19 protein-coding genes are annotated in these 19,623 nt (G+C 70.2%); 1 reads left to right on the plus strand and 18 read right to left on the minus strand.

Annotated features, from left to right (window positions below):
• Positions 1-51: 51 nt before the first annotated feature.
• From OG598_RS23670 to OG598_RS23740, 15 genes are all read right to left on the minus strand, one after another.
• On the minus strand, positions 52-1,515 hold the full coding sequence (locus OG598_RS23670; RefSeq protein ID WP_328651125.1) for a peroxidase family protein: 1,464 nt from the start codon (positions 1,513-1,515) through the stop codon (positions 52-54).
• Positions 1,516-1,669: 154 nt separating this feature from the next.
• Positions 1,670-3,055 (minus strand): acetyl-CoA carboxylase biotin carboxylase subunit, encoded by a 1,386-nt coding sequence (locus tag OG598_RS23675; RefSeq protein WP_328651126.1) that lies wholly within the window; start codon positions 3,053-3,055, stop codon positions 1,670-1,672.
• A 4-nt stretch (positions 3,056-3,059) separates the two neighbouring features.
• Positions 3,060-3,497 carry an acetyl-CoA carboxylase biotin carboxyl carrier protein gene (locus OG598_RS23680; RefSeq protein WP_328651127.1) on the minus strand — a complete coding sequence of 146 codons (438 nt, stop codon included), beginning with the start codon at positions 3,495-3,497 and terminating at the stop codon, positions 3,060-3,062.
• Positions 3,484-5,145: an acetyl-CoA carboxylase carboxyltransferase subunit alpha gene (locus OG598_RS23685; protein ID WP_328651128.1), complete on the minus strand. Its 1,662-nt coding sequence runs from the start codon at positions 5,143-5,145 to the stop codon at positions 3,484-3,486. Before OG598_RS23685 ends, OG598_RS23680 begins: the two co-directional genes overlap by 14 nt.
• Positions 5,142-5,612, minus strand: a complete 471-nt coding sequence (locus OG598_RS23690; protein WP_238671243.1) for an SRPBCC family protein — start codon at positions 5,610-5,612, stop codon at positions 5,142-5,144. Before OG598_RS23690 ends, OG598_RS23685 begins: the two co-directional genes overlap by 4 nt.
• 4 nt (positions 5,613-5,616) lie before the next feature.
• On the minus strand, positions 5,617-5,874 hold the full coding sequence (locus tag OG598_RS23695) for an acyl carrier protein (protein WP_091394916.1): 258 nt from the start codon (positions 5,872-5,874) through the stop codon (positions 5,617-5,619).
• Complete coding sequence (locus OG598_RS23700) at positions 5,871-6,335, minus strand: cupin domain-containing protein (RefSeq protein ID WP_208646634.1); 465 nt, start codon at positions 6,333-6,335, stop codon at positions 5,871-5,873. Before OG598_RS23700 ends, OG598_RS23695 begins: the two co-directional genes overlap by 4 nt.
• Positions 6,335-7,342 carry a methyltransferase gene (locus tag OG598_RS23705; protein WP_328651129.1) on the minus strand — a complete coding sequence of 336 codons (1,008 nt, stop codon included), beginning with the start codon at positions 7,340-7,342 and terminating at the stop codon, positions 6,335-6,337. The genes OG598_RS23700 and OG598_RS23705 overlap by 1 nt, the downstream gene beginning before the upstream one ends.
• The gene (locus tag OG598_RS23710; protein ID WP_112581708.1) at positions 7,339-7,680 is read right to left on the minus strand and encodes a TcmI family type II polyketide cyclase; all 342 of its coding nucleotides are present in this window, start codon (positions 7,678-7,680) and stop codon (positions 7,339-7,341) included. Before OG598_RS23710 ends, OG598_RS23705 begins: the two co-directional genes overlap by 4 nt.
• Positions 7,681-7,684: 4 nt before the next feature.
• Positions 7,685-9,307: an FAD-dependent oxidoreductase gene (locus OG598_RS23715; RefSeq protein WP_328651130.1), complete on the minus strand. Its 1,623-nt coding sequence runs from the start codon at positions 9,305-9,307 to the stop codon at positions 7,685-7,687.
• Complete coding sequence (locus OG598_RS23720) at positions 9,300-9,626, minus strand: antibiotic biosynthesis monooxygenase family protein (protein ID WP_210781784.1); 327 nt, start codon at positions 9,624-9,626, stop codon at positions 9,300-9,302. The genes OG598_RS23715 and OG598_RS23720 overlap by 8 nt, the downstream gene beginning before the upstream one ends.
• 15 nt (positions 9,627-9,641) lie before the next feature.
• A complete protein-coding gene (locus OG598_RS23725; protein WP_091394932.1) occupies positions 9,642-10,700 on the minus strand; it encodes a methyltransferase in 1,059 nt (352 codons plus the stop codon).
• A complete protein-coding gene (locus OG598_RS23730; RefSeq protein ID WP_328651131.1) occupies positions 10,697-11,917 on the minus strand; it encodes a ketosynthase chain-length factor in 1,221 nt (406 codons plus the stop codon). Before OG598_RS23730 ends, OG598_RS23725 begins: the two co-directional genes overlap by 4 nt.
• The gene (locus tag OG598_RS23735) at positions 11,914-13,176 is read right to left on the minus strand and encodes a beta-ketoacyl-[acyl-carrier-protein] synthase family protein (protein WP_328651132.1); all 1,263 of its coding nucleotides are present in this window, start codon (positions 13,174-13,176) and stop codon (positions 11,914-11,916) included. Before OG598_RS23735 ends, OG598_RS23730 begins: the two co-directional genes overlap by 4 nt.
• A gap of 81 nt (positions 13,177-13,257) precedes the next feature.
• Positions 13,258-14,067, minus strand: a complete 810-nt coding sequence (locus OG598_RS23740; RefSeq protein ID WP_196920881.1) for an AfsR/SARP family transcriptional regulator — start codon at positions 14,065-14,067, stop codon at positions 13,258-13,260.
• Between the two features lie 211 nt (positions 14,068-14,278).
• On the opposite strand from OG598_RS23740, the gene metK reads away from it, so the two are divergent.
• Complete coding sequence (metK, locus tag OG598_RS23745) at positions 14,279-15,466, plus strand: methionine adenosyltransferase (RefSeq protein WP_238683686.1); 1,188 nt, start codon at positions 14,279-14,281, stop codon at positions 15,464-15,466.
• A 36-nt stretch (positions 15,467-15,502) separates the two neighbouring features.
• Here the strand turns inward: metK and OG598_RS23750 are convergent, their stop codons facing one another.
• The 3 genes from OG598_RS23750 to OG598_RS23760 all read right to left on the minus strand — a co-directional run bounded on the left by OG598_RS23750 (position 15,503) and on the right by OG598_RS23760 (position 19,616).
• Positions 15,503-16,201 (minus strand): response regulator transcription factor, encoded by a 699-nt coding sequence (locus OG598_RS23750; RefSeq protein WP_328651133.1) that lies wholly within the window; start codon positions 16,199-16,201, stop codon positions 15,503-15,505.
• 129 nt (positions 16,202-16,330) lie between these two features.
• Complete coding sequence (locus OG598_RS23755) at positions 16,331-17,452, minus strand: ScyD/ScyE family protein (RefSeq protein ID WP_328651134.1); 1,122 nt, start codon at positions 17,450-17,452, stop codon at positions 16,331-16,333.
• Positions 17,453-17,540: 88 nt separating this feature from the next.
• Positions 17,541-19,616, minus strand: a complete 2,076-nt coding sequence (locus OG598_RS23760; protein WP_328651135.1) for a multicopper oxidase family protein — start codon at positions 19,614-19,616, stop codon at positions 17,541-17,543.
• Positions 19,617-19,623: the final 7 nt, after the last annotated feature.

Genomic DNA, 19,623 nt, shown 5'->3' on the forward strand with positions numbered 1-19,623 from the left:
CTCATGCTCCGCACGCCGGCCACCTCGGGCCCGCGTGCGGAGCAAGCGCCGTCAGGAGTTGCGGCTGCCCGGGTCGACCCGGGCGTACGTGAGCAGGTCGGCCATCGTGAACTGGCCCGAGAAGCGGGCGGGCAGGGTGGGACGCCAGTTGGGCTGCACCTTCAGGTAGCTCGCCGGGTCGAGCTGGGCGATGCCGATGAGCACCTCTGCCACGATTCGCCCACCTACCGCGCCCAACGAGCCTCCGCCGGCCTGTAGCTGTGCCTCCTTGAGGATGTAGTAGAAGAGCGGGGTGTTCGAGTCCAGGCCGAGGCCGTACCCACTGAGCTCCGGGAAGTTGAAACTGCCCAGTGCGGGCGCCCCGATGTGGGCGGCGATCCGCTGGCCCGACGGGATGCCGAAGGTGAGCTGACGGAGCAGGTCGCGTCCGAGCAGGTTGGCCGACGGCGAGCCGGACGGCGGCGGTGGCAGCGGGAAGCCGAACAACGGCGTCGAGTTGCGTACGTCGATCCACTTGCTCCAGTGCACCTGGCCGTCGAAGAACTGGAACCAGAACTGGTAGTCGAGGTAGCGACGGGCGGCCCGCTTCCCGCCGCGCAGGTCGGCCGGGTCGCCGCCGCTCAGCGCCGGGTCGAAGAGCATGGCGTAGAACTCGTCACCACCGTTGCCGGTGCGGTTGACCAGGTAGGCCGGTCGTGGCTGGCTGTGGCCGAAGCGGAACGCCGCCGCTGTGAACTCGACCGGGATGAACGTCGCGTTGGGCTCCGGCTTGTAGAAGCGGCGGCCTCCGTTGAGCACTGTGAAGACAGTGCCCGGGCCGGCGATCAGCGGAAGGAACTCGTTGAGCACGATCCACTGGTAGTGCCAGGTGACGAGTTGCCGGGCGGCGCCGAAGACCTGTGCCGCCGGTGTGCCCTGTGCGCGCACCAGGTCGACCACCCGGTTGTGGAAGAGGATGAACGCGGCCGTGATCTGCGCGATCGGCAGGTTCTCGTCGTTGCGGACGTCGAAGACGATCGCCCTGCCACTGGAGTTGCGCGGCAGGTCTTCGAAGCGTCCGCCCGACTCGATCTTGAGTTTGGCGGGATCGGCGGAGTTGTACAGCTCCGGGTTTCCGGTCGGCCCGCCACCGTAGAGCGAGTCGAGGTCGAGGGCCGGCGTCCGGGGGTTCGGCACCGTGGTCGGGTCGACCGGCGTACCCAGCGGCGCCGTCGTCTCGAAGGCCAGGTCGTGGTCGACGAACTGCCCGAAGTACGTCATGCCCTGCGGGATCGAGAAGTTGTCGGGGTTGTTGATGCTGTGCTGCTGCTGCTCGGCGAGTGCCTCCGCGCCGACACCGAGCGGGTCGCGGGCGTCCATCGGGCCGCCGACGCGCGACAGGTCGATCAGCGCGTTCCGCATCTGGGTCGTCGCGGACCCGAACGCCGGCAGCGACGGGAACATCCGGCCGAACCGGTTGGAGAACGCGGCCGCCGCGGGCGTCGCGTCGAGCAGGACTCCCCCGGTGCCGGCCACGAGCGCCCCCGCGCCGACTCCGGCCAATAATCGCCGTCGGCTGACACCTCGAGAAGCGTTGTCAATTGCCATGTCGGCCACCTTCCGTCCGCGGGCGCCCGCGTGGACGCACGGGCCGCAAACCCGCGAACCGGCAGCAGTGTGGACCCTTCGGTTAGTGGCGCCCTGGAGCTTCGGTGGTGTCCGGCTGGAGGCCGGTGAGCATGGTGTCGACCAGCGAGGTGTCGTGTTTCGCGGCGCGGAACAGCGGGTGGTCGAGCGTCGATCGGAGGAAGTCGCGGGTGGTGGCCACACCTGGCCCTTCGACGGCGCACTCGTCGAGGGCGCGGGCCATCCGGGCCAGGGCCTGGGTGCGGTCGGGCGCCCAGACGACCACCTTCGCGAGGAGGGAGTCGTAGTCGGCCGGAACCCGGTAGCCGGCGTACCCGTGCGTGTCGACCCGGACGAACGGGCCGGCGGGCAGGTCGAAGCGGGTCAACTCCCCCGGCGTCGGTACGAAGCCGCGCGCCGGGTCCTCGACGTTGAGGCGACACTCGATCGCGGTGCCGCGCGGCGTCACGTCGGCCTGGGTCAGCGCGAGTCGTTCGCCGGCCGCGACGAGGATCTGTTGCCGCACCAGGTCGACGCCGGTCACCAGCTCGGAGACCGGGTGTTCGACCTGGAGTCGGCAGTTGACCTCCATGAGGTGGAAGTCGTCCCCACCGCCGACCAGGAACTCGAAGGTGCCCGCGCCCACGTACCCGACACCGAGCGCGCCGGTGACCGCGGCGGCGGTCATCCGGTCGACCATGTGTTGCGGCAACCCGGGCGCCGGTGACTCCTCGATCAGCTTCTGGTGACGCCGCTGCACCGAGCAGTCGCGCTCGCCGAGGTGGATGCCGTTGCCGTAGCGGTCGGTGAGCACCTGCACCTCGACGTGCCGGGCCGACTCGAGGTAGCGCTCGATGTAGACCCGATTGTCACCGAAGAGCAGCTGCGCCTCGGCCCGCGCGGAGGCGAACTCGCCCAGGAACGAGGCCCTGTCGCGGACCACCCGTACGCCCCGACCGCCGCCACCGGCGACCGCCTTGATGATCAGCGGGAAGCCGATCTCGTCGGCGACCGCGCGGGCGTGGGCCGCCGACTCGACGGCGTTGGTAGTGCCGGGGAGCACGGGCAGGCCGAGGCCCGCCATGATGCCCCGCGTCCGGGCCTTGTCGCCCAGCGCGGCCATCACGGCGGGCGGCGGCCCGATGAACGTGATCCCGTCGGCCTCGCAGATCTCGGCGAAGTCCGGGTCCTCGGAGAGGAATCCGTAGCCCGGGTGGATGGCGTCGGCCCCCGTGCGGCGGGCCGCCTCGATGATGGCCGGGGCGCTCAGGTAGCTGCGCCGGCTGGGACCGGGCCCGATCTGGACGGCTTCGTCGGCCAGCCGCACCACAGCGGAGTCCCGGTCGACTGTCGAGTAGACCGCCACCGTACGCAGCCCCATCTCCCGGCAGGTCCGGGCGATCCGGACCGCGATCTCGCCCCGGTTGGCGATCAGCACCGACTCGAACACTGGGTCAGCCCTCCGACACAGCTAAGGCGATCAACCGTTCGCCGTACTCGACCGGCGTCGCGTTGGGCACCAGCACCTTCACGACCTCGCCCGCGCGGTCGGCTTCGACCGGGATCATCATCTTCATCGCTTCGAGGATCGCTACCTGCTGGCCGGGCACGACCTGGTCGCCCTCACTGACGAACGGGTCGGCGCCGGGCGACGGCGCGAGGTAGAGCGTCGCGACCATCGGCGCGCACACGTAGTGCAGACCGGCGTCGGCCTCCACCGGCGGGACCGCCGGGATCGCAGCGACCCCGGGTGCGCCGTCCGGCCACTCCACCTCGACCACCAGGTCGCCGTGCTGGAGCCGGGCGCGGCGGACCGGACCTGGCGTCGACCCGATCAGCCGCGCGAGACTGCGGACCGCGGCATCCAGCGGGTCGGCGTTACCCTCCGGCATTCGTCAAACCTCCGATCTGTCGGAAGCGGGCCCGGCGCTGGGCCCGCACCTCCTCGCGGTTGAGACCGGCCAACTCCGCGAACGCGTCGACAACCGCCCGGTGTACGGCCGACGCGGTCGCCCCGGGATCGGCCGGCGCCCCGCCCTGTGGTTCGGGAACCACACCGTCGACGATGCCGAGCGCCAGCAGGTCGCCGGCCTGGAGCTTGAGCTGCGCGGCGGCCTCGTCGGCCCGACCGGAGTCGTTCCAGAGGATCGCGGCGCAGCCTTCCGGGCTGATCACCGAGTACGTCGCGTTGGCGAGCATCAGCACCCGGTTGCCGACGCCGAGGGCGAGCGCACCTCCGCTGCCACCCTCGCCGGTCACGATCGCGACGACCGGAACCGTCAGCCCGGCCATCAGCCGAATGCTGTCGGCGATGGCGAGGGCCTGCCCGTTCTCCTCCGCGGAGATGCCGTGGTAGGCGCCGGGCGTGTCGATCAGCGTCACGATCGGCGTGCCGAGCTTCTCGGCCAGGCGCATCAGCCGGGCCGCCTTGCGGTAGCCGGCCGGTGTCGCCATGCCGAAGTTGCGGCTGGCCACCTCGGCGACAGTGTGGCCCTTCTGGTGGCCGATCACCACTGTGGGCCGGCCGTCGATCAGACCGACGCCGCCGACGATCGCCGGGCAGTCACTCGCCAGCCGGTCGCCGTGCAGCTCCACGAAACCGTCAACGAAGTGGCCGATGTAGTCGAGTGTGGATGGTCGGGCGAGATCGCGGGACAGCGCCACGACCGCCCACGGGTCCGCCGACTCGGGGGGCGTGATGGCCCGTACCGGGTAACGATCCGGCGCGGACCGGTCGGCCCCCGCGAAGGCCAGCAGCCGGCCGATTGTCGACCGCAGGTTCGACCGGGGCACCAGGTCGTCGAGCATGCCGCGGGCAAAGAGGTACTCGGCGGTCTGGAAGCCGGCCGGCAGCGGCTGACGCAGCGTCTGCTGGATGACCCTCGGCCCGGCGAAGCCGAGGCGCGCCCCCGGCTCGGCGAGGATGACGTCGCAGAGCGTCGCGAACGATGCGGCGACGCCACCGTAGGTCGGGTCGCTGACCAGCGAGATCGTCAACACCCCGGCCTCGTCGAGGGCCCCGAGCGCCGCGCTCGTCTTGGCCATCTGCATGAGCGACAGCACGCCCTCCTGCATCCGGGCGCCGCCGGAGGCGCTGACGATCAGCAGCGGCGTACGGGTTTCCAGCGCCACCTCGGCGGCCCGGGTGATCCGCTCGCCGACGCCCGTGCCGAGGCTGCCGCCGAGGAACCGGAAGTCCATGACCGCCGCTATCAACGGCTGCCCCTCGACGGTGCCCCGGACGCAGACGACCGCCTCGTCGAGCCCGGTGCGCCGGCGGGCCGCCTCGATGCGTTGCGGGTAGGGCACGGTGTCGACGAACCCGAGCGGATCACCGAAGGCGCCGACCGGTGGCAGCTCCTCGACCGAGTCGAGATCGAAGAGCTGCTCGATCCGCTGGTGTGCGGTGACCTGGTCGTGGTGGTCGCACTCCGGGCAGACGCCCAGGTTGCGCTCGACCCGGCGCTGGTAGAGCAGCGCCCGACAGCCCGGACAGATCAGCCAGCTCTTGCCGACGGGCGCGTTGACGGTGGCGGTCATGACTGCCCGCGTTCGGCCGCGGCCTTCTCCACGATCTCCCGGATGCGTGCCTGCTGCTCACGTGTGGTCCGGTTGAGGTGAGCGGTCATGCCCTCGTCGTCGGCGTGCCCGCCCGGCCGCATCTCGAAGTCCTGTACCCACCGCATCCGCACCCCGCCGTCCGGGATCTCGGTGTATTCCCAGAACAGGTTCATGTACTTGAAGGCGCCGGTCTCCAGCCGCCGTGCCCGCACCACCCGGTCGCCGCGGTCGGGCACCCGCTCGGAGACCCAGCTCCAGACCCGGCCGGCCGGGTCGGGGTGCATGGTCAGGCGGAAGACGACGGCCCCGTCGGCGGACGTCGAGAGCACCTCGGTGCTGGCGTACTCGCTGAACAGGGAGGGCCAGTTGGGGATGTCGTTGGTCAGGTCCCAGACGAGGTCGAACGGTGCGTTGATGACGACCGCGTTGTCAGTGTGTCCGGCCATGGGGTCACCGATCCGCGAGTCGTTGGTTGACGTAGTCGACGGCGAGCCGCGGCGTCTTCATGATCGACACGGCGTCGTCGGGGATGCGCACCTCGTACTCCTGTTGCACCCGCGCCGCCAGCTCCAACAGCGCGAGCGAGTCGTAGCCGAGGTCGTCGAACGGCGCGTCGAGCGTCGCCGGGTCGGCCCAGTCGGTCTGCTCGACCACACCGGAACTGGTCTCCAGGATTCGACGCAGGTCGTCGAGGGTCAGCTGGCTCATGAGTTTCCTCCCGTCGGTCGCTGCCATCCGTCGCGCACGCCGCCGACCTGCGGCACCGGCGACTCCGGGTGCGGGACCTCCTCGGTGTCGACGTGGCCCAGTTCGGGGCGCGGCGCGAGCGGGCTGATCTGGAACACGATCAGCGCGGTCTCGCCACCGGCGTTGACGATGCGGTGCCGCTGGCCGCGACGGACCATGAGAGCCTCGTCGGCCGCGAGCTTGACCTCCGCGCCGTCGACGCGGATCACCACCTCGCCGCGCACCAGATAACAGAACTTGTCCGAGTACGGGTTGTACTGCTCCGCCAGGAACTCGCCCGGCTCCAGGCGGACAGTGCCCATGAAGCCCTCCGTCGCGTCGACGGTCTTCGGGCTGAGCAGGATCCGCACCTCGCCGCCGATCCGGTTGATGCCGGGCACGTCGGTGGCGGCGACCTTCACGATCGGTTGCCGATGCATGATCATCCCTTCTCTGCGACGAGCACTCGGAACGGCAGGTCCGTCGGGTGGACGGTGGCCGGGCCGAAGCCCGCCGCGGCGAGGGCCCGGTTGTAGGCGGCGACGGAGTGCGACTCACCCTCGAAGGTCCAGACCAACATCAACACCGAGAAGAGGTACGGCGCCGGGTCCAGTGCCGGCGACTCGTCGCCGGTGGTGAAACCGACGATGACCAGCCGCCCACCCGGCTTGACCACGGAACCGAGCCTGGCCACCAGCTCGTGCACCCGCTCCTCGGAGAAGTGGTGGGTGACGTTGGTGAGCAACGCGACGTCGTAGGGGCCACCGAGATCGGTGGTGAACATGTCACCCGGCAGGAACGACGCCCGGTCGCGTACGCCGAGCCGCTCGGCGTGCTTCTCCGTCACGGCGAGCACGTTGGGCCAGTCCAGCGAGGTCACCGCCGCCTGTGGGTTGTGCTGCGCGAGGGTGTAGCCGTAGACGCCGTGGCCGCAGGCGACGTCGAGGATGTCGAGTTCGGCGCGCTCCTTCGTCCACGGCGCGAGCGCCTCGGCCATCACCTCGGCGGTCGGCTGGGCGACCTTCGTGGCGTACGCGGCGAAGTCCTCCCAGTAGGTGTACTCCGGGGTCTCGGCGTGCACGTCGAGGACGGTGCCGCCGGCCCGTACGGCGGCGCTGAGGTCGCGCAGCGCGTCCCACTCCCAGTCGCTCGACATCACCTTGACCATGCCGCCCAGGTAGTCCGGACGGGTGCTGACCAGGTGGTCGGCGGCCGCCGGGGTGAGCGAGAAGTGCTCGCCGGTCCGGTCGGTGAGGCGGATCGCGGTGAGCGCGTCGAGCAGGATCCGCGCGCCCCGCGGGTGGACGCCGAGCTTCGGAGCGAGCCCGCCGGCCGTGGCCGGGCCCGCGGCGAGCGCGTCGAACACGCCCAGCTCGACAGCGGTACGCAGCAGGCTCGTCTTCTTGTATGCCTGCATCATGTCGTTGATGTCGCGGCGGGTCAGCGTCACGTGATGCTCCCTGTCTCGGGGCTCCAGGTGTAGAAGGGCGTGGCCTTCGAGTCCTGCAACTCGGTCATGCTGTCTGGCGCGTAGCGCTGCAGGTAGGCCGAGAGGCGCCGGTTGACCTCCTGGAAGTCCGCGCGGGCTCGGGCCGCGAGGAGCTTGTCGAAGACGTCGGTGTCGGCTTCGAGCAGGTGCATGTAGAGGTCCTGGTACTGGAAGAGGGTGCGCCGCGAGATGCCGACGACGTAGGGCATGTCGCCCTTGTCGTGCTCGGCGAAGAGCTCGGCGACCGCGTCGGCGTGACCGGGGGCCATCCGCATGACCATGAGGGCGCGGTAGGACATGTGCTCACGCTCCCCGCAGGATCGTGGCCAGGGCGGCGGCGAGGGTCTTTGCCTGGTCGTCGACCGGGCCGGCGCTGCGCCAGGCCACGATGCCGTCGGGGCGTACCAGCAGCGCCCCGCCGGGGCCGACTCCGCAGCTCGCGAGCCACGAGCCGTCGTCGGCGAGGTCGCCGTCGGGGCCGGCGGTCAGCGCCTTGATCGGAAGCCCGGTCTCCGCCGAGACCGCCTCGGCCGCCGCGAGCCAGGTGTCGTCGCCCGGAGCCGTGGCCAACGTCCAGCCCTCGGTCAGCACGTCGATAGTGGAGACCCGAGCGCCGTCGTGGTCGACCCAGCCGTGCGGGGCACGCGACCCGGGTTGACCGGTGAAGGTCAGCTCGCGGGGCAGCAGCTCGGTGTCGGCGGGCGCGCCGACGATCGCGTTTGAGGTGTACCGGTAGCCCATCGTCACGATGACGAAGTCCCGGTAGGCGGCCTTGTCCTCGTCGGCGAGCTGACCCCTGGTGCGGAAAAGCATCCACGCCTGGTCGGCGGTCGCCGCGCCGACCGGACGACGCTCGGCTTCGTAGGAGTCGAGCAGGCTCTCGTCGGCCCGCCCCGCAAGGACGTCGGCGAGCTTCCACGCCAGGTTGTGCGCGTCCTGGATGCCGGCGTTGACGCCGAAGCCGCCGGCCGGCGGGTGGGCGTGGCAGGCGTCGCCGGCGAGGAAGACCCGCCCCGACTGGTACGCGTCGGCCACCATGTGCCGCGCGTCCCAGGGCTGGGCCGACTCGACCTCGACCTCCAGTTCGGGGTCGCCGGCCGCGATCCGGGCCAGTTCGACGCAGCGTTCCGGGGTGAAGTCGGCCGGTGACTGCCCCCGCTCGGGGTAGTAGTTGACGCCGAACATCCACCGCCCCGGCTCGATGAAGAGCAGCAGACCCTGGGCCAGCTGGTTCATCAGGTAGATCAGCGTGAACCGGGGTGCCGACTCGGGCAGGTCGACCTTGGCGCGGAAGATGATGCTGACGAAGTTCCCGGCGACACCGTTGCTGCGGTCTCCGATCTCAAGCATGTTCCGGACAGGGCTCTTCACGCCGTCGGCCGCGACGACGTAGCGCGCCCGGATCGTGCGTGTCGTGCCGTTGTCGTTGACTGTCGCGGTCACGCCGTCCTGGTCCTGGGTCAGCCCGATCAGCTCGTTCTGGAAGCGGATCTCCGCGCCCGCCTCGACGGCGGCGTCGTGGAGCAGCGGCTCGTAGTGGTCCTGGCCGCACCAGATCGGCCAGCTTGGCGTGAACGGGTCGTAGTCGACGTCGTGCGCCTCCATGACGAACGACTTGTGGAGGTCGGCCAGGGACTGGGCGCCGAGCATGACCAGTGGCGTGGCGCGGCCGGCGCGAACGAGGTCGAGTTCGGCGCCCGGCCCGACGATCTTCATGCCGGCCTGCTGCACTGCCGGCTCCAGGCCGACGGTGCGGAAGATCTCCACGGTGCGGGCGTGCAGACCGGTCGCGCGGGGGATCGTCGACAGCCGGGGCCGACGTTCGACAAGGATCGGCCGGATCCCCTTGCGGGCCAGGAAGAGCGCGGTCGACAGGCCGACCGGGCCGCCGCCGACGATCAGGACGTCGGTGCTTCCGTCAGACATGAGCGTCCTCCGTGTAGACGACTTTGTAGAGGTGGCGTTCCGGCGTGGCGATCGCGCGTACCTCGCCGAAGTGGGGGTGGACCTCGGGGTTCTGGAGCATCGCTGTGAAGTGCTCTTCGCTCTTCCACTGCGCGTAGTTGACGACCCGGGTCCCGTCGAGGCTGGCGTGGATGTTCGCCGACACGAACCCGTCGACCTTGGACATCACCGCGTCGGTCGCCTCGATCAGGATGTCGACGAGCTTCTGCTGGTTGGCCGGCTCGACGGTGAAGACGTTGACCATCGTCACGACCGGCTGGTCGATGCCGATGTGTGCCATTGCGGGCTTCCTTTCCTAGATCGGACGCGCTTCGAGCAGGGCCCAGCCGCGGGACGCGGGGGTGTTGACCAGCTCGAAACCGGACGCGGTGAACAGCGCCTGCCATTCGCGGAGGTCGCGCTCCTTGCCGCCGAAGAGCACCAGCATGTCGATGTCGATGATCTTGGCGTGGTCCCACTGGTTGCGCGGCGGAACGATCTGGTCGATCGCGATGAGGCGGGAGTCGGCGTCGCCGATCGCCGCGCGGATCCGACGCAGCAGCGTGACGCAGGTGTCGTCCGGCCAGTTGTGGACGATCGACTTCAGGATGTACGCGTCGGCGCCGGCCGGCAGTTCGTCGGTGAAGAAGTCGCCGCCCCGCACCTCGACCCGCTCGGTGACACCGTGCTCCTTGAGCAGCGGTTCGGCGTCGGCCACCACCTCGGGCAGGTCGAAGAGGACACCGGTGCCCTCGGGGTGACGCTGGAGCATCTTGGCCAGGAAGTAGCCGTTGCTGCCGCCGATGTCGGCGATCCGGCCGAACCGCTCGGGCGCCAACTCCGCCGCGAACCGGTCGGCGAGCCGCCGGCTCCAGTGGGCCATGAAGCCCTCGAAGAACCGGTTGGCCTCCGGGTGGGCCTGGAGGTAGTCGTAGAAGCCCATGCCGAAGACCTTGTTGAAGGCCGGCTCGCCGGTGCGGACGCTGTGCAGGATCTCCGCGTACGGGAGGCGGTTGAAGTCGGCGCCGCTGAACTGCACCATCGGCCGCAGCCCGCCGATCCGGGCCGACGTCAGCCCCTCGCCGAGCGGGGTCAGCGCGAACGACCCGTCCTCCTGCTCGTCGAAGATGCCGACCGCCGAGGCCGCGCGCAGGATCCGCCGCAGCGCGTCCTCGTGCGACTCGGTCGCCGCCGCCAGTTGGGCGACCGGCACCGGTCCGTCGACGAGCAGGTCGGCGACGCCGAGCTCGGTGACCACGTAGATCACGTTGGCGATCTGTTTGGCGCTTCCCAGCACCGCGATCTGCCGTTCACGCAGGTCAAGCGCCTGCTGCTCGTCGAAGTTAGCGACGGCGGCGAGGCTGGCGTCGGTCATCGTCCATTCCTTTCGTCGGTAACGACCATGGCCGCGTTGAACCCGCCGTAGCCCCTGGCGAGGACGAGCGCCGCGCGTACGGGTGTCTCCCGCGCGACGTCGCGCACCAGGTCGAGGTGCAGGCCCTCGGCCGGCTGGCGGATGTTGGTGGTGGGCGGGATGACACCGTGCCGGATCGACAGCAGCGCGGAGACGAGGTCGAGCGCCGCCCCGCCCGAGTAGAGCCGGCCGGTCATCGTCTTGGGCGCTGTCACCGGCACCCCGCGTGGGCCGAAGACCGCGGTGATCGCCTCGGCCTCGACGCGGTCGAGCTCCGCGACACCGGCGCCGTCAGCGAAGACGACGTCGATGTCGGCCGGTGTGAGACCGGCGTCGGACACTGCCATCTCGGCCGCCCGACGCAGACCCGGCGGGCGGCCGGAGCCGGGCCGCGGGTCGAACGTCGCGCCGTATCCGGCGATCACCCCGTAGACGGCGGCCCCGCGCCGGGCAGCGGCGTGTTCGTCCTCCAACACGAGGATCGCCCCGCCCTCGCCCGGCACGTAACCCGACGCGTTGGCGTCGAACGGCAGGTACGCCGTGGCCGGATCGCGCCCCGTGCTGAGGAGGCCGTTGGCGAGCTGGGCCGTCCAGCCCCACGGGCAGAGCGACGCGTCGACACCGCCGGTCATCACGAGCTGCACGCCCTTGCGCACCTGGCGTCGGGCCTGCGCCACCGCGTCGAGCCCACCCGCCTGCTCGGTGACGAGCACCCCGGTCGGCCCACGCATCCCGTGGCGGATCGAGATCTGGCCGGTGTTGACGGCGTAGAACCAGGCGAACGACTGGTAGGCGCTGACGTGCTCGGAGCCCTTGCTCCAGAGCTTCTCCAGCTCACGATGGCCGAACTCGAAGCCGCCCGACGCGCTGGCCGTGACGACACCCATGCCGAACTCGGGCAGCGCCGACGGGTCGACCGACGCATCGGCCAGCGCCCACTGCGCCGCCGTCAACGACAGCCGCGTCATGTGGTCGGTCTGCGCCATCAGCCGGCTCGGGATGTGATCGGCAGCCTCGTACCCGGGCACCTCGCCGGCCAACTGGGCGGGATAACCCGATGGGTCGAAACGACTGATCGGCGCGATGCCACCCACCCCGGCGACGGTGGCCGCCCAGAAGGCGTCGCGGCCCAACCCGTTGGGCGCGGCCACCCCGACCCCGGTGACGACGGTGGTCATGACACACGCGCCAGGAGCATCGCGCTCTGGAAGCCGCCGAACCCGCTGCCCACGCTCAACACCACGTCGGTCTGCTGCTCGCGGGCGGTGAGAGGCACGTAGTCGAGGTCGCACTCCGGGTCGCGTTCGTGCAGGTTGGCCGTCGGCGGCACCGCCCCGTGCTTGATCGCCAGCGCCGACGCCGCGATCTCGATCGAGCCGATGGCGCCGAGCGAGTGGCCGATCATCGACTTGATCGAGCTGACCGGGGTGCGGTACGCGTGGTCGCCGAGGCTCCGCTTGAACGCCGCCGTCTCGTGCCTGTCGTTCTGCTTCGTACCCGAGCCGTGCGCGTTGATGTAGTCGACGGCGTCGCCGGGCAGCCGGGCGTCGGCGAGCGCGACCCGGATCGCCTCGGCCATCTCCCGCCCGTCGGGCCGCAGGCCGGTCATGTGGAACGCGTTGGAGCGCGAGGCGAACCCGACCAGTTCGGCGTAGATCTGCGCGCCTCGCCGGCGGGCGTGCTCGAGCTCTTCGAGGACGAACATCGCCGAACCCTCGCCGAGAACGAACCCGTCGCGGCTGTTGTCGAACGGCCGCGAGGCGTGCGTCGGGTCGTCGTTGCGGGCCGTGGTCGCCTTGATGGCGTCGAAGCAGGCCACGGTGATCGGCGAGATCGGGGCGTCGGTAGCGCCGGCGATCATCACGTCGGCCGAGCCCTCCCGGATCAACTCCCGGGCGTGACCGACCGAGTCGAGGCCCGACGTGCAGCCGGTGGAGACCACCGTCGCCGGACCTTCCGCCCCGACCGACCACGCCACCTCGCGGGCGAACGAGCTCGGCACCAGATAGTCGTAGAGGTGCGGGGTGGCGTACCGGTGGTCGGTCAGCCATTTCCGGCCGCCGTCGCTGACCACGACGTACTCCTCTTCGAGGCTCATCGTGGCCCCGACCGCCGTGCCGACGCTCACGCCGACCCGGGTGGGGTCGGCGACCTCGAAGCCGCTGTCGGCCAGCGCCTCCCGGGTGCAGACCACCGCCATCTGGGCCGCCCGGTCCATCCGGCGGACCTCCTGCGGTGAAAGGCCCTCGGCGACCGGGTCGAAGTCGGCCTCCGCGGCCACCCGCGACCGGAAGGGGGTGGCGTCGAAGAACGACAGGGTACGGGTGGCCGTGCGGCCAGCGGTCAACAGTTCCCAGAACGCCTTGGTGCCCAGTCCACCGGGGGCGATGACGCCAATCCCGGTGATGACCACCCGACGGTCGGATGTGCTCGTCATGGAAGACCTCCTGGCCGCGATGTCCGTGTGAAAGCTAGGGACGGCCGGTCGAACGGCGCTGGAGCGTCGGTCGAGGGCCTGTCACGAGGCCCTGGCCAGCCCCGGGCGCAGTGGCCCGCCGGCGGCCAACACCTCCCGCTGGAGCCGTTGGAGGTCAGGCGAAGGGTCCAGGCCCAACTCCTCACTGAGCACCCGGCGCAGGTGGTGGTACGCCTGCAACGCCTCGCCACGGCGCCCCGAGCGGCTGAGCGCCACGATGAGCTGGCGGTGGAACCACTCGTTGAGCGGGTACGTGCCCACGAGATAGCGCAGCTCGCCGATCAGCTCGCGGTGGCGGCCGAGCGTGATGTCGGCCTGGATGCGCAGCTCCAACGCGCGGATCCACTGCTCCTGGAGGTGGATCGCGTGCGCCTCCAACGCCGGCCCGAACGTCACGTTGGCGCCCACCGGCCCCGTCCACATGGCCAGCGCCCGCCGCAGCACCTCGGCGCCCTCCTCGGGCCGGTCCGACTCGATGTGCGAGCGACCCTGGTCGAGCATCGTCTCGAACACCTCGGCGTCGAGCTGGCCCGGCTCCACCCTGAGCAGGTAGCCGCGGGCACGGCTCTCCAGCACGGTTCGGTCCGGGGTCTCTATGCCCTCCTTCGCGAAGAGCTTGCGCAGGTGGTAGATGTAGGTCTGCACAGTGGTGACGGCGCTGCGCGCCGGATCGTCACCCCACAGCTCCCGGATTATCGAGTCGACCAGAACGACCCGATTGGCCCGCATCACCAGCAGCGCCAACACGGTCCGTACCTTCGGCGGCGTCGGCGTGCAGATCCGGCCCTCGTGGATCACTTCCAGCGACCCGAGAATCTCGTACCTGACCACAGTGGTCCCCCCATTCCCCATAGCACTCGTCGAGACGCTCTCAAGCTATGGATGAGCGGGGCGTGTCGGAACGACCGCAGGTAGCGACATCGCGGGTTCTTCCGAGGATCGATGCGTGTCGAAAGTTGTACGGCGCGTACCCCTTCGATCGCTCCATGCTTCCTCCAGGCAACCTCCACCAGCGGCGGGAAGACTCGCCGGGCCCCCACGCCCCTCGGGTTAGGAGTCACACATGTCGCGCCGCCTCTTCACCTCCGAGTCGGTCACCGAAGGTCATCCCGACAAGATCGCCGATCAGATCAGCGACGGGATCCTCGACGCGTTACTGGCACAGGACCCGCACAGCCGGGTCGCCGTCGAAAGCCTGATCACCACCGGCCAGGTCCACGTCGCGGGCGAGGTCACCACGCAGGCCTACGCCGACATCCCGCGCATCGTGCGGGAAACGGTCCTGGGCATCGGGTACGACTCGTCGAAGAAGGGCTTCGACGGCGCCTCCTGCGGCGTCAGCATCTCGATCGGTGCCCAGTCGCCCGACATCGCGCAGGGCGTCGACACGGCGATCGAGCTGCGCGACGGTTCGTCCGGCGGTGGGCTCGACGCCCAGGGCGCCGGTGACCAGGGCATGATGTTCGGCTTCGCCTGCTCGGAGACGCCGGAGCTGATGCCGCTGCCGATCGCGCTGGCCCACCGGCTGGCCCGTCGGCTGGCCGCCGTCCGCAAGGACGGCACGGTGCCCTACCTGCGGCCGGACGGCAAGACGCAGGTCACCGTCGAGTACGACGGCCTACGCCCGGTCCGGCTCGACACAGTCGTGGTCTCCACGCAGCACGCCGCCCACATCTCCCTCGACGAACTGCTTGCCCCCGACATCCGGAACCACGTGATCACGCCGGAGCTGGAGGCGCTCGACCTCGACACCGAGGGTTACCGGCTGCTGGTCAACCCGACCGGCCGGTTCGAGATCGGTGGCCCGATGGGCGACGCCGGCCTCACCGGACGGAAGATCATCGTCGACACCTACGGCGGGTACGCCCGGCACGGTGGTGGCGCGTTCTCGGGCAAGGACCCGTCGAAGGTCGACCGCTCGGCGGCGTACGCGATGCGGTGGGTGGCGAAGAACGTGGTCGCCGCGGGCCTGGCCGAACGGTGTGAGGCGCAGGTGGCCTACGCGATCGGCAAGGCCCACCCGGTGAGCCTGTTCGTGGAGACGTTCGGGACGGAGACGGTGCCGCTCGACCGGATCGAGAAGGCGATCGGCGAGGTCTTCGACCTGCGCCCGGCGGCGATCATCCGCGACCTGGACCTCCTGCGTCCGATCTACCAGCAGACGGCCGCCTACGGCCACTTCGGCCGTGAGCTCCCGGACCTGACGTGGGAGCGCACGGACCGCGCCGCCGACCTCAAGGCCGCTTGTTGAGGAACGTCGCCGGTCGTTGAGGAACGTCGCCGGTCGCTAGAACGGAGGGCGGCGCGGGCGTGGCACCAACCGGTCGTGTGGCAGCGTCACCAGTGACGCTGCCACCGCCTTGTTGACCGCGTCGATGCGGGAGACGGCGCCGAGCTTCGCGAAGATGCGACGCAGGTGACTCTTGACAGTGGCCTCGGTCAGGTCGAGTCGCCGTGCGATCTGGGCATTGGTCATCGCCTCGGCCGCGAGTTGCAGGATCTCCAGCTCGACGGGGGACAGGATGGCGGACTCCGCGTTCTGCACCTGCACCAGGCTCTGACCGGAGACCGAGAGCAGCACCGAGCCGCTGCCGTCGCGCGACTTGCGGATCGCGGCGACCAGCTCCTCACGACCCACGCTCTTGAGGAGGTAGGCGCGCACCCCGGCGGCGATCAGACGGCGCAGCAGGTCAGGGCTGTCATACATGCTGAGGATGACGACCGCGCTGTCGGGCGACACCTCACGGATGCGGCGCACGGTGACCACCGGGTCGTCGCCGGGAATCTCGACGTCGAGCAACACCACGTCGGGACGCTCCGACGCCGCCTTGGCGACCGCTGTGGCCGAGTCGCCCGCCTCGTCGACGACGTCGAGGTCGGCGTGCACCTCGAGCACCCAGCGCAGCCCCTCGCGGACGAGAGCGTGGTCGTCGACTATGAGGATGGTGGTGGCGCCGGCGGGAGACCCGCCGTCGGACCGCGTCAACCTAACCCCCAGACCCCATCCCCCGCCGCCTGCGTGCCCACGATTGGCACCGTATCGCGGACGCATGACACCACAGCTATCGTGGCGTCCTCCCGACACGAAGAACGCCACGATCGCCGCGCGATTCTGTCAGTCTCGTGTGGACAGACGGACCAACTCGCCGATGCCGAGGCCCTTGTTGGCGATGTAGAAGCTGCCGTCGGAAGCGATGGCGAACGACATCGGGGAGTCCAGGCCGGTGCTCGCCAGCTCCCGATGGCTGCCGTCGCGCTCCACCCGGATCAACGCACCGGTGGAATCTCCGGAGCTGAGCCCGTTCTTCGCGATCTCCAGCACGACCAGTCGACCCCGCTTGTCGAACGCGATGTCGATGATGTTGGTGAAGCCGGTCGCGAAGATCGTCGGCTCCTGCCCGGGCACCAGCCGCCACACCCGGGCGCCGCCGTTCGGGAAGGGGTGCCCGGTCAGCTGTCCGATGTAGAGTGCGCCGTCCGGCCCGCGGGTGATGGTGACCGGCACGAACTGGATCGGCGTCGTCGAGCCGGGCGGCAGACCCCACTCCGGCGGAGCCGGAACCTGCTCCTGTGGCCACACGTGTTCGGCGGTGACCACGCCACGACGGTCGATCCGGAGCACGTCGTTGGCGGCCGCGTCGAGCGCGTAGACGTCACGCCCGTCGGCGACGACCGCGTACGGCTGGCTCTCCGGAATGACACCGTCGGGGTTGTTCTGCCCCTCGAAGGCGGAGAGGTCGCCGACGACCGACCAGCGGCGCTTCCCCTCGACCCGCAGGATGGTTCCCATCGTGGCCCCGGCCGCACCGAGCAGGTCACGCGAGACCGGGTCGGTGCTGTAGCCCATCGCCACCAGGAGCTTGCCCTGCCGATCGAAGGCCAGGTCGTGGGCACCGTAGACGGAGAAGCCGGCGCCGGTGCTCCGCAGCGACGGCAGACCCGTCACGACTCGCTTCTGCCAGCCGTGACGGACCGCCGTGATCGCACCGGTCGAGCCGTAGCAGAGGTTGGTACCGAACGTGCCGGGGATGCACACGTCGTCGCCGCCGAGCCCGGCCTCGGCGACGTAGACGAGGCCGGCCCGGTCGATGGCGACACCACGAGGGTTGTCGAGGTTGCGGGCGACGACGGTCAGTCGCCCAGTGGTCGAGGTGGCCGCAGTGGCGGGCGCGGCAATGCCGGCCACCAGTACCAGCGGCACAGCCAGCGACAACGTTCGTCGCATCGCGTCGAGCATGGGTTCTCCTCAGCAAGCGGGGTTCGGACGCGAACGACGCTGCCGTCGTTGCCTCGAGGCCCGGTGGAGGAAGGCTCGACAGGTCCGCCTACTCCGGCTGGTTGGGAGTGCCGCGCCCCAGCTCATAGGGGGATGTCACGCCCTCGTAGGCGAGGTGCATCACCATGCCGTTGGCAGCGTGGTCGAGGTTGTGGCAGTGGTCCATCCAGAGCCCCGGGTTGTCCGCCTTGAAGCCGATTTCGTAGATCTCACCGGGGATCACGTCGAGGCTGTCGATCCACCACGGTGACCCGGTCGCACGGACCCCGTTGCGGGACAGCACCAACGCGTGATGGCCGTGCAGATGCATCGGGTGGTTCTGGTGGCTGCGGTTGACGATCCGCACCTTGACCACGTCGTCCATCCGGACCATGAGCGTCGGCGTGTCGGGGAAGCTGTGCCCGTTGATGATCGGCACCAGGTGGAGTCCCCCATTGTAGAAGGACAACCGGTCGTCGAGGAGCTGGGTGAACGAGCGGTCGTACGACGAGCCCGCGTCGAAGGGCCGGGATCCGCCAGAGCCGTACGAGAGCGGGTCGAAGTGCTCCCCGTCGTCGACGATCTTCGGCGTCGAGGTGTCACCCGGTGGCGCCAGGACCAGCCCGGCGTCGCGGTTGGCGAGGTCGGTCAGGCGCACCGGGCCCGCCGGCATCGTGAACGTCACGTCGTAGCGTCCACCGGTCGCCAGCCCGAACCGCGGGTCGGTCAGCGGAGTCGGACCGTTGACGTCGACCCCGTCGATCGCCGCCACCCGCACCGGCGTGCCGTTGACCGTCAGAGCCCGCGGACGACTGTCGGTGGACGGGTTGTTGTCGGTGTTGATCAGACGCAGCCGCACCGGCGTGCCCGGGGCGACCTCCTGGCGTTGCAGCGTGTCACTGGTGCCGAACGAGACGATGTTGTCGTCCGGCGTACGCCACTCGTGGGCCTGCACGACGAAGTCCCGCTCGCCGGGTGCTGGGCCGTCGCGCGGCTCGACGATCAGCGCCCCGAACAGGCCGCGCCGAATCGCCTCCAGCGGGTTCTGGTGGGTGTGGTACCAGAAGGTGCCGACCTGCTCCGCGATGAACCGGTAGGTGAAGCTGCCGCCCGGCTCCACAGCGTTCTGCGTCGCGCCGGCCACGCCGTCCTCACCGTTGGGGACGTCGAGGCCGTGCCAGTGGATGGTCACGTTCTCGTCGGGAATCTCGTTGTGCAACGTCACCTCGACGAGGTCGCCCTCGCGGACCCGCAGCTCCGGCCCGGGCGACTGTCCGTTGTACGTCAGCGCCTTGATCTCGGTGCCCGACGAGAGCCGTACCGTTGCGTTCTTCGCGGTCAGCGTGAAGGCCCTGTTGGGCTTGCCGGTCCGCGGCCCACGCAGGTCGTCGACGGAGGTCCCGCCGTGGCCACCGTGACCGATCGACGGGCCGCCGCCGTAGTCGACGTTGTCGTGGGACGTCATGCTCATGCGGTCGGGCAGCCTACTGCTCTGCGCCACGTAGGTGATGCCGGCGGCGACGACCAGCACCACGACGGCGGCCTGCGCGGTGGCGCGCAGGGCGCTGGCACGCCGACCACGGCGTGCGAAGTCGGTAGCGGTGACGACCCGCAGGCGACGCCCCTGCCAGAACCACAGCACCAACACCGACAGCAGGATCGGCGCGGCGTGGGTCGCGATGTCGTCGAGGTAGGACGGGACCGGACGGGACACGTACGCGAAGTAGACGCCGATGACCGTCGCCACGGCCGTCACCTGGACCGGCACGACGAATCGGGGATCGGCGGCGGCGGAGCGCGTCTCGACGTCGACCGGTGCGTCGTCACGGTTGGCCAGGGCGCGCAGGCCCGGCACGGTCCAGATGACGACGGCCAGCATCGGCAGCAGCAGGAGCGGCATCTGCACGAGCACGCGGTTGTCGGCAAAGATCCAGTCGACGGCGAGCATCAGCCCGATGGCGACGCACTTGACGACCAGCACCACCAGCGCGGCGACGAGCAGACGCAGCAGCCGACGGGCGCTCTTGCGCAGCGCCTCGGGCGTCGGCCGCCAGGCCAGCCGCGTGGCGAGGATCGCCGCGGACAGCCAGATCAGGAACAGGACCCCGGCCAGGATCCCATCGGCGTTCTCTCCGACCTCAAACATGACGCCA

This window comes from Micromonospora sp. NBC_00330 (assembly GCF_036136635.1).
Lineage (GTDB): Bacteria > Actinomycetota > Actinomycetes > Mycobacteriales > Micromonosporaceae > Micromonospora > Micromonospora salmantinae.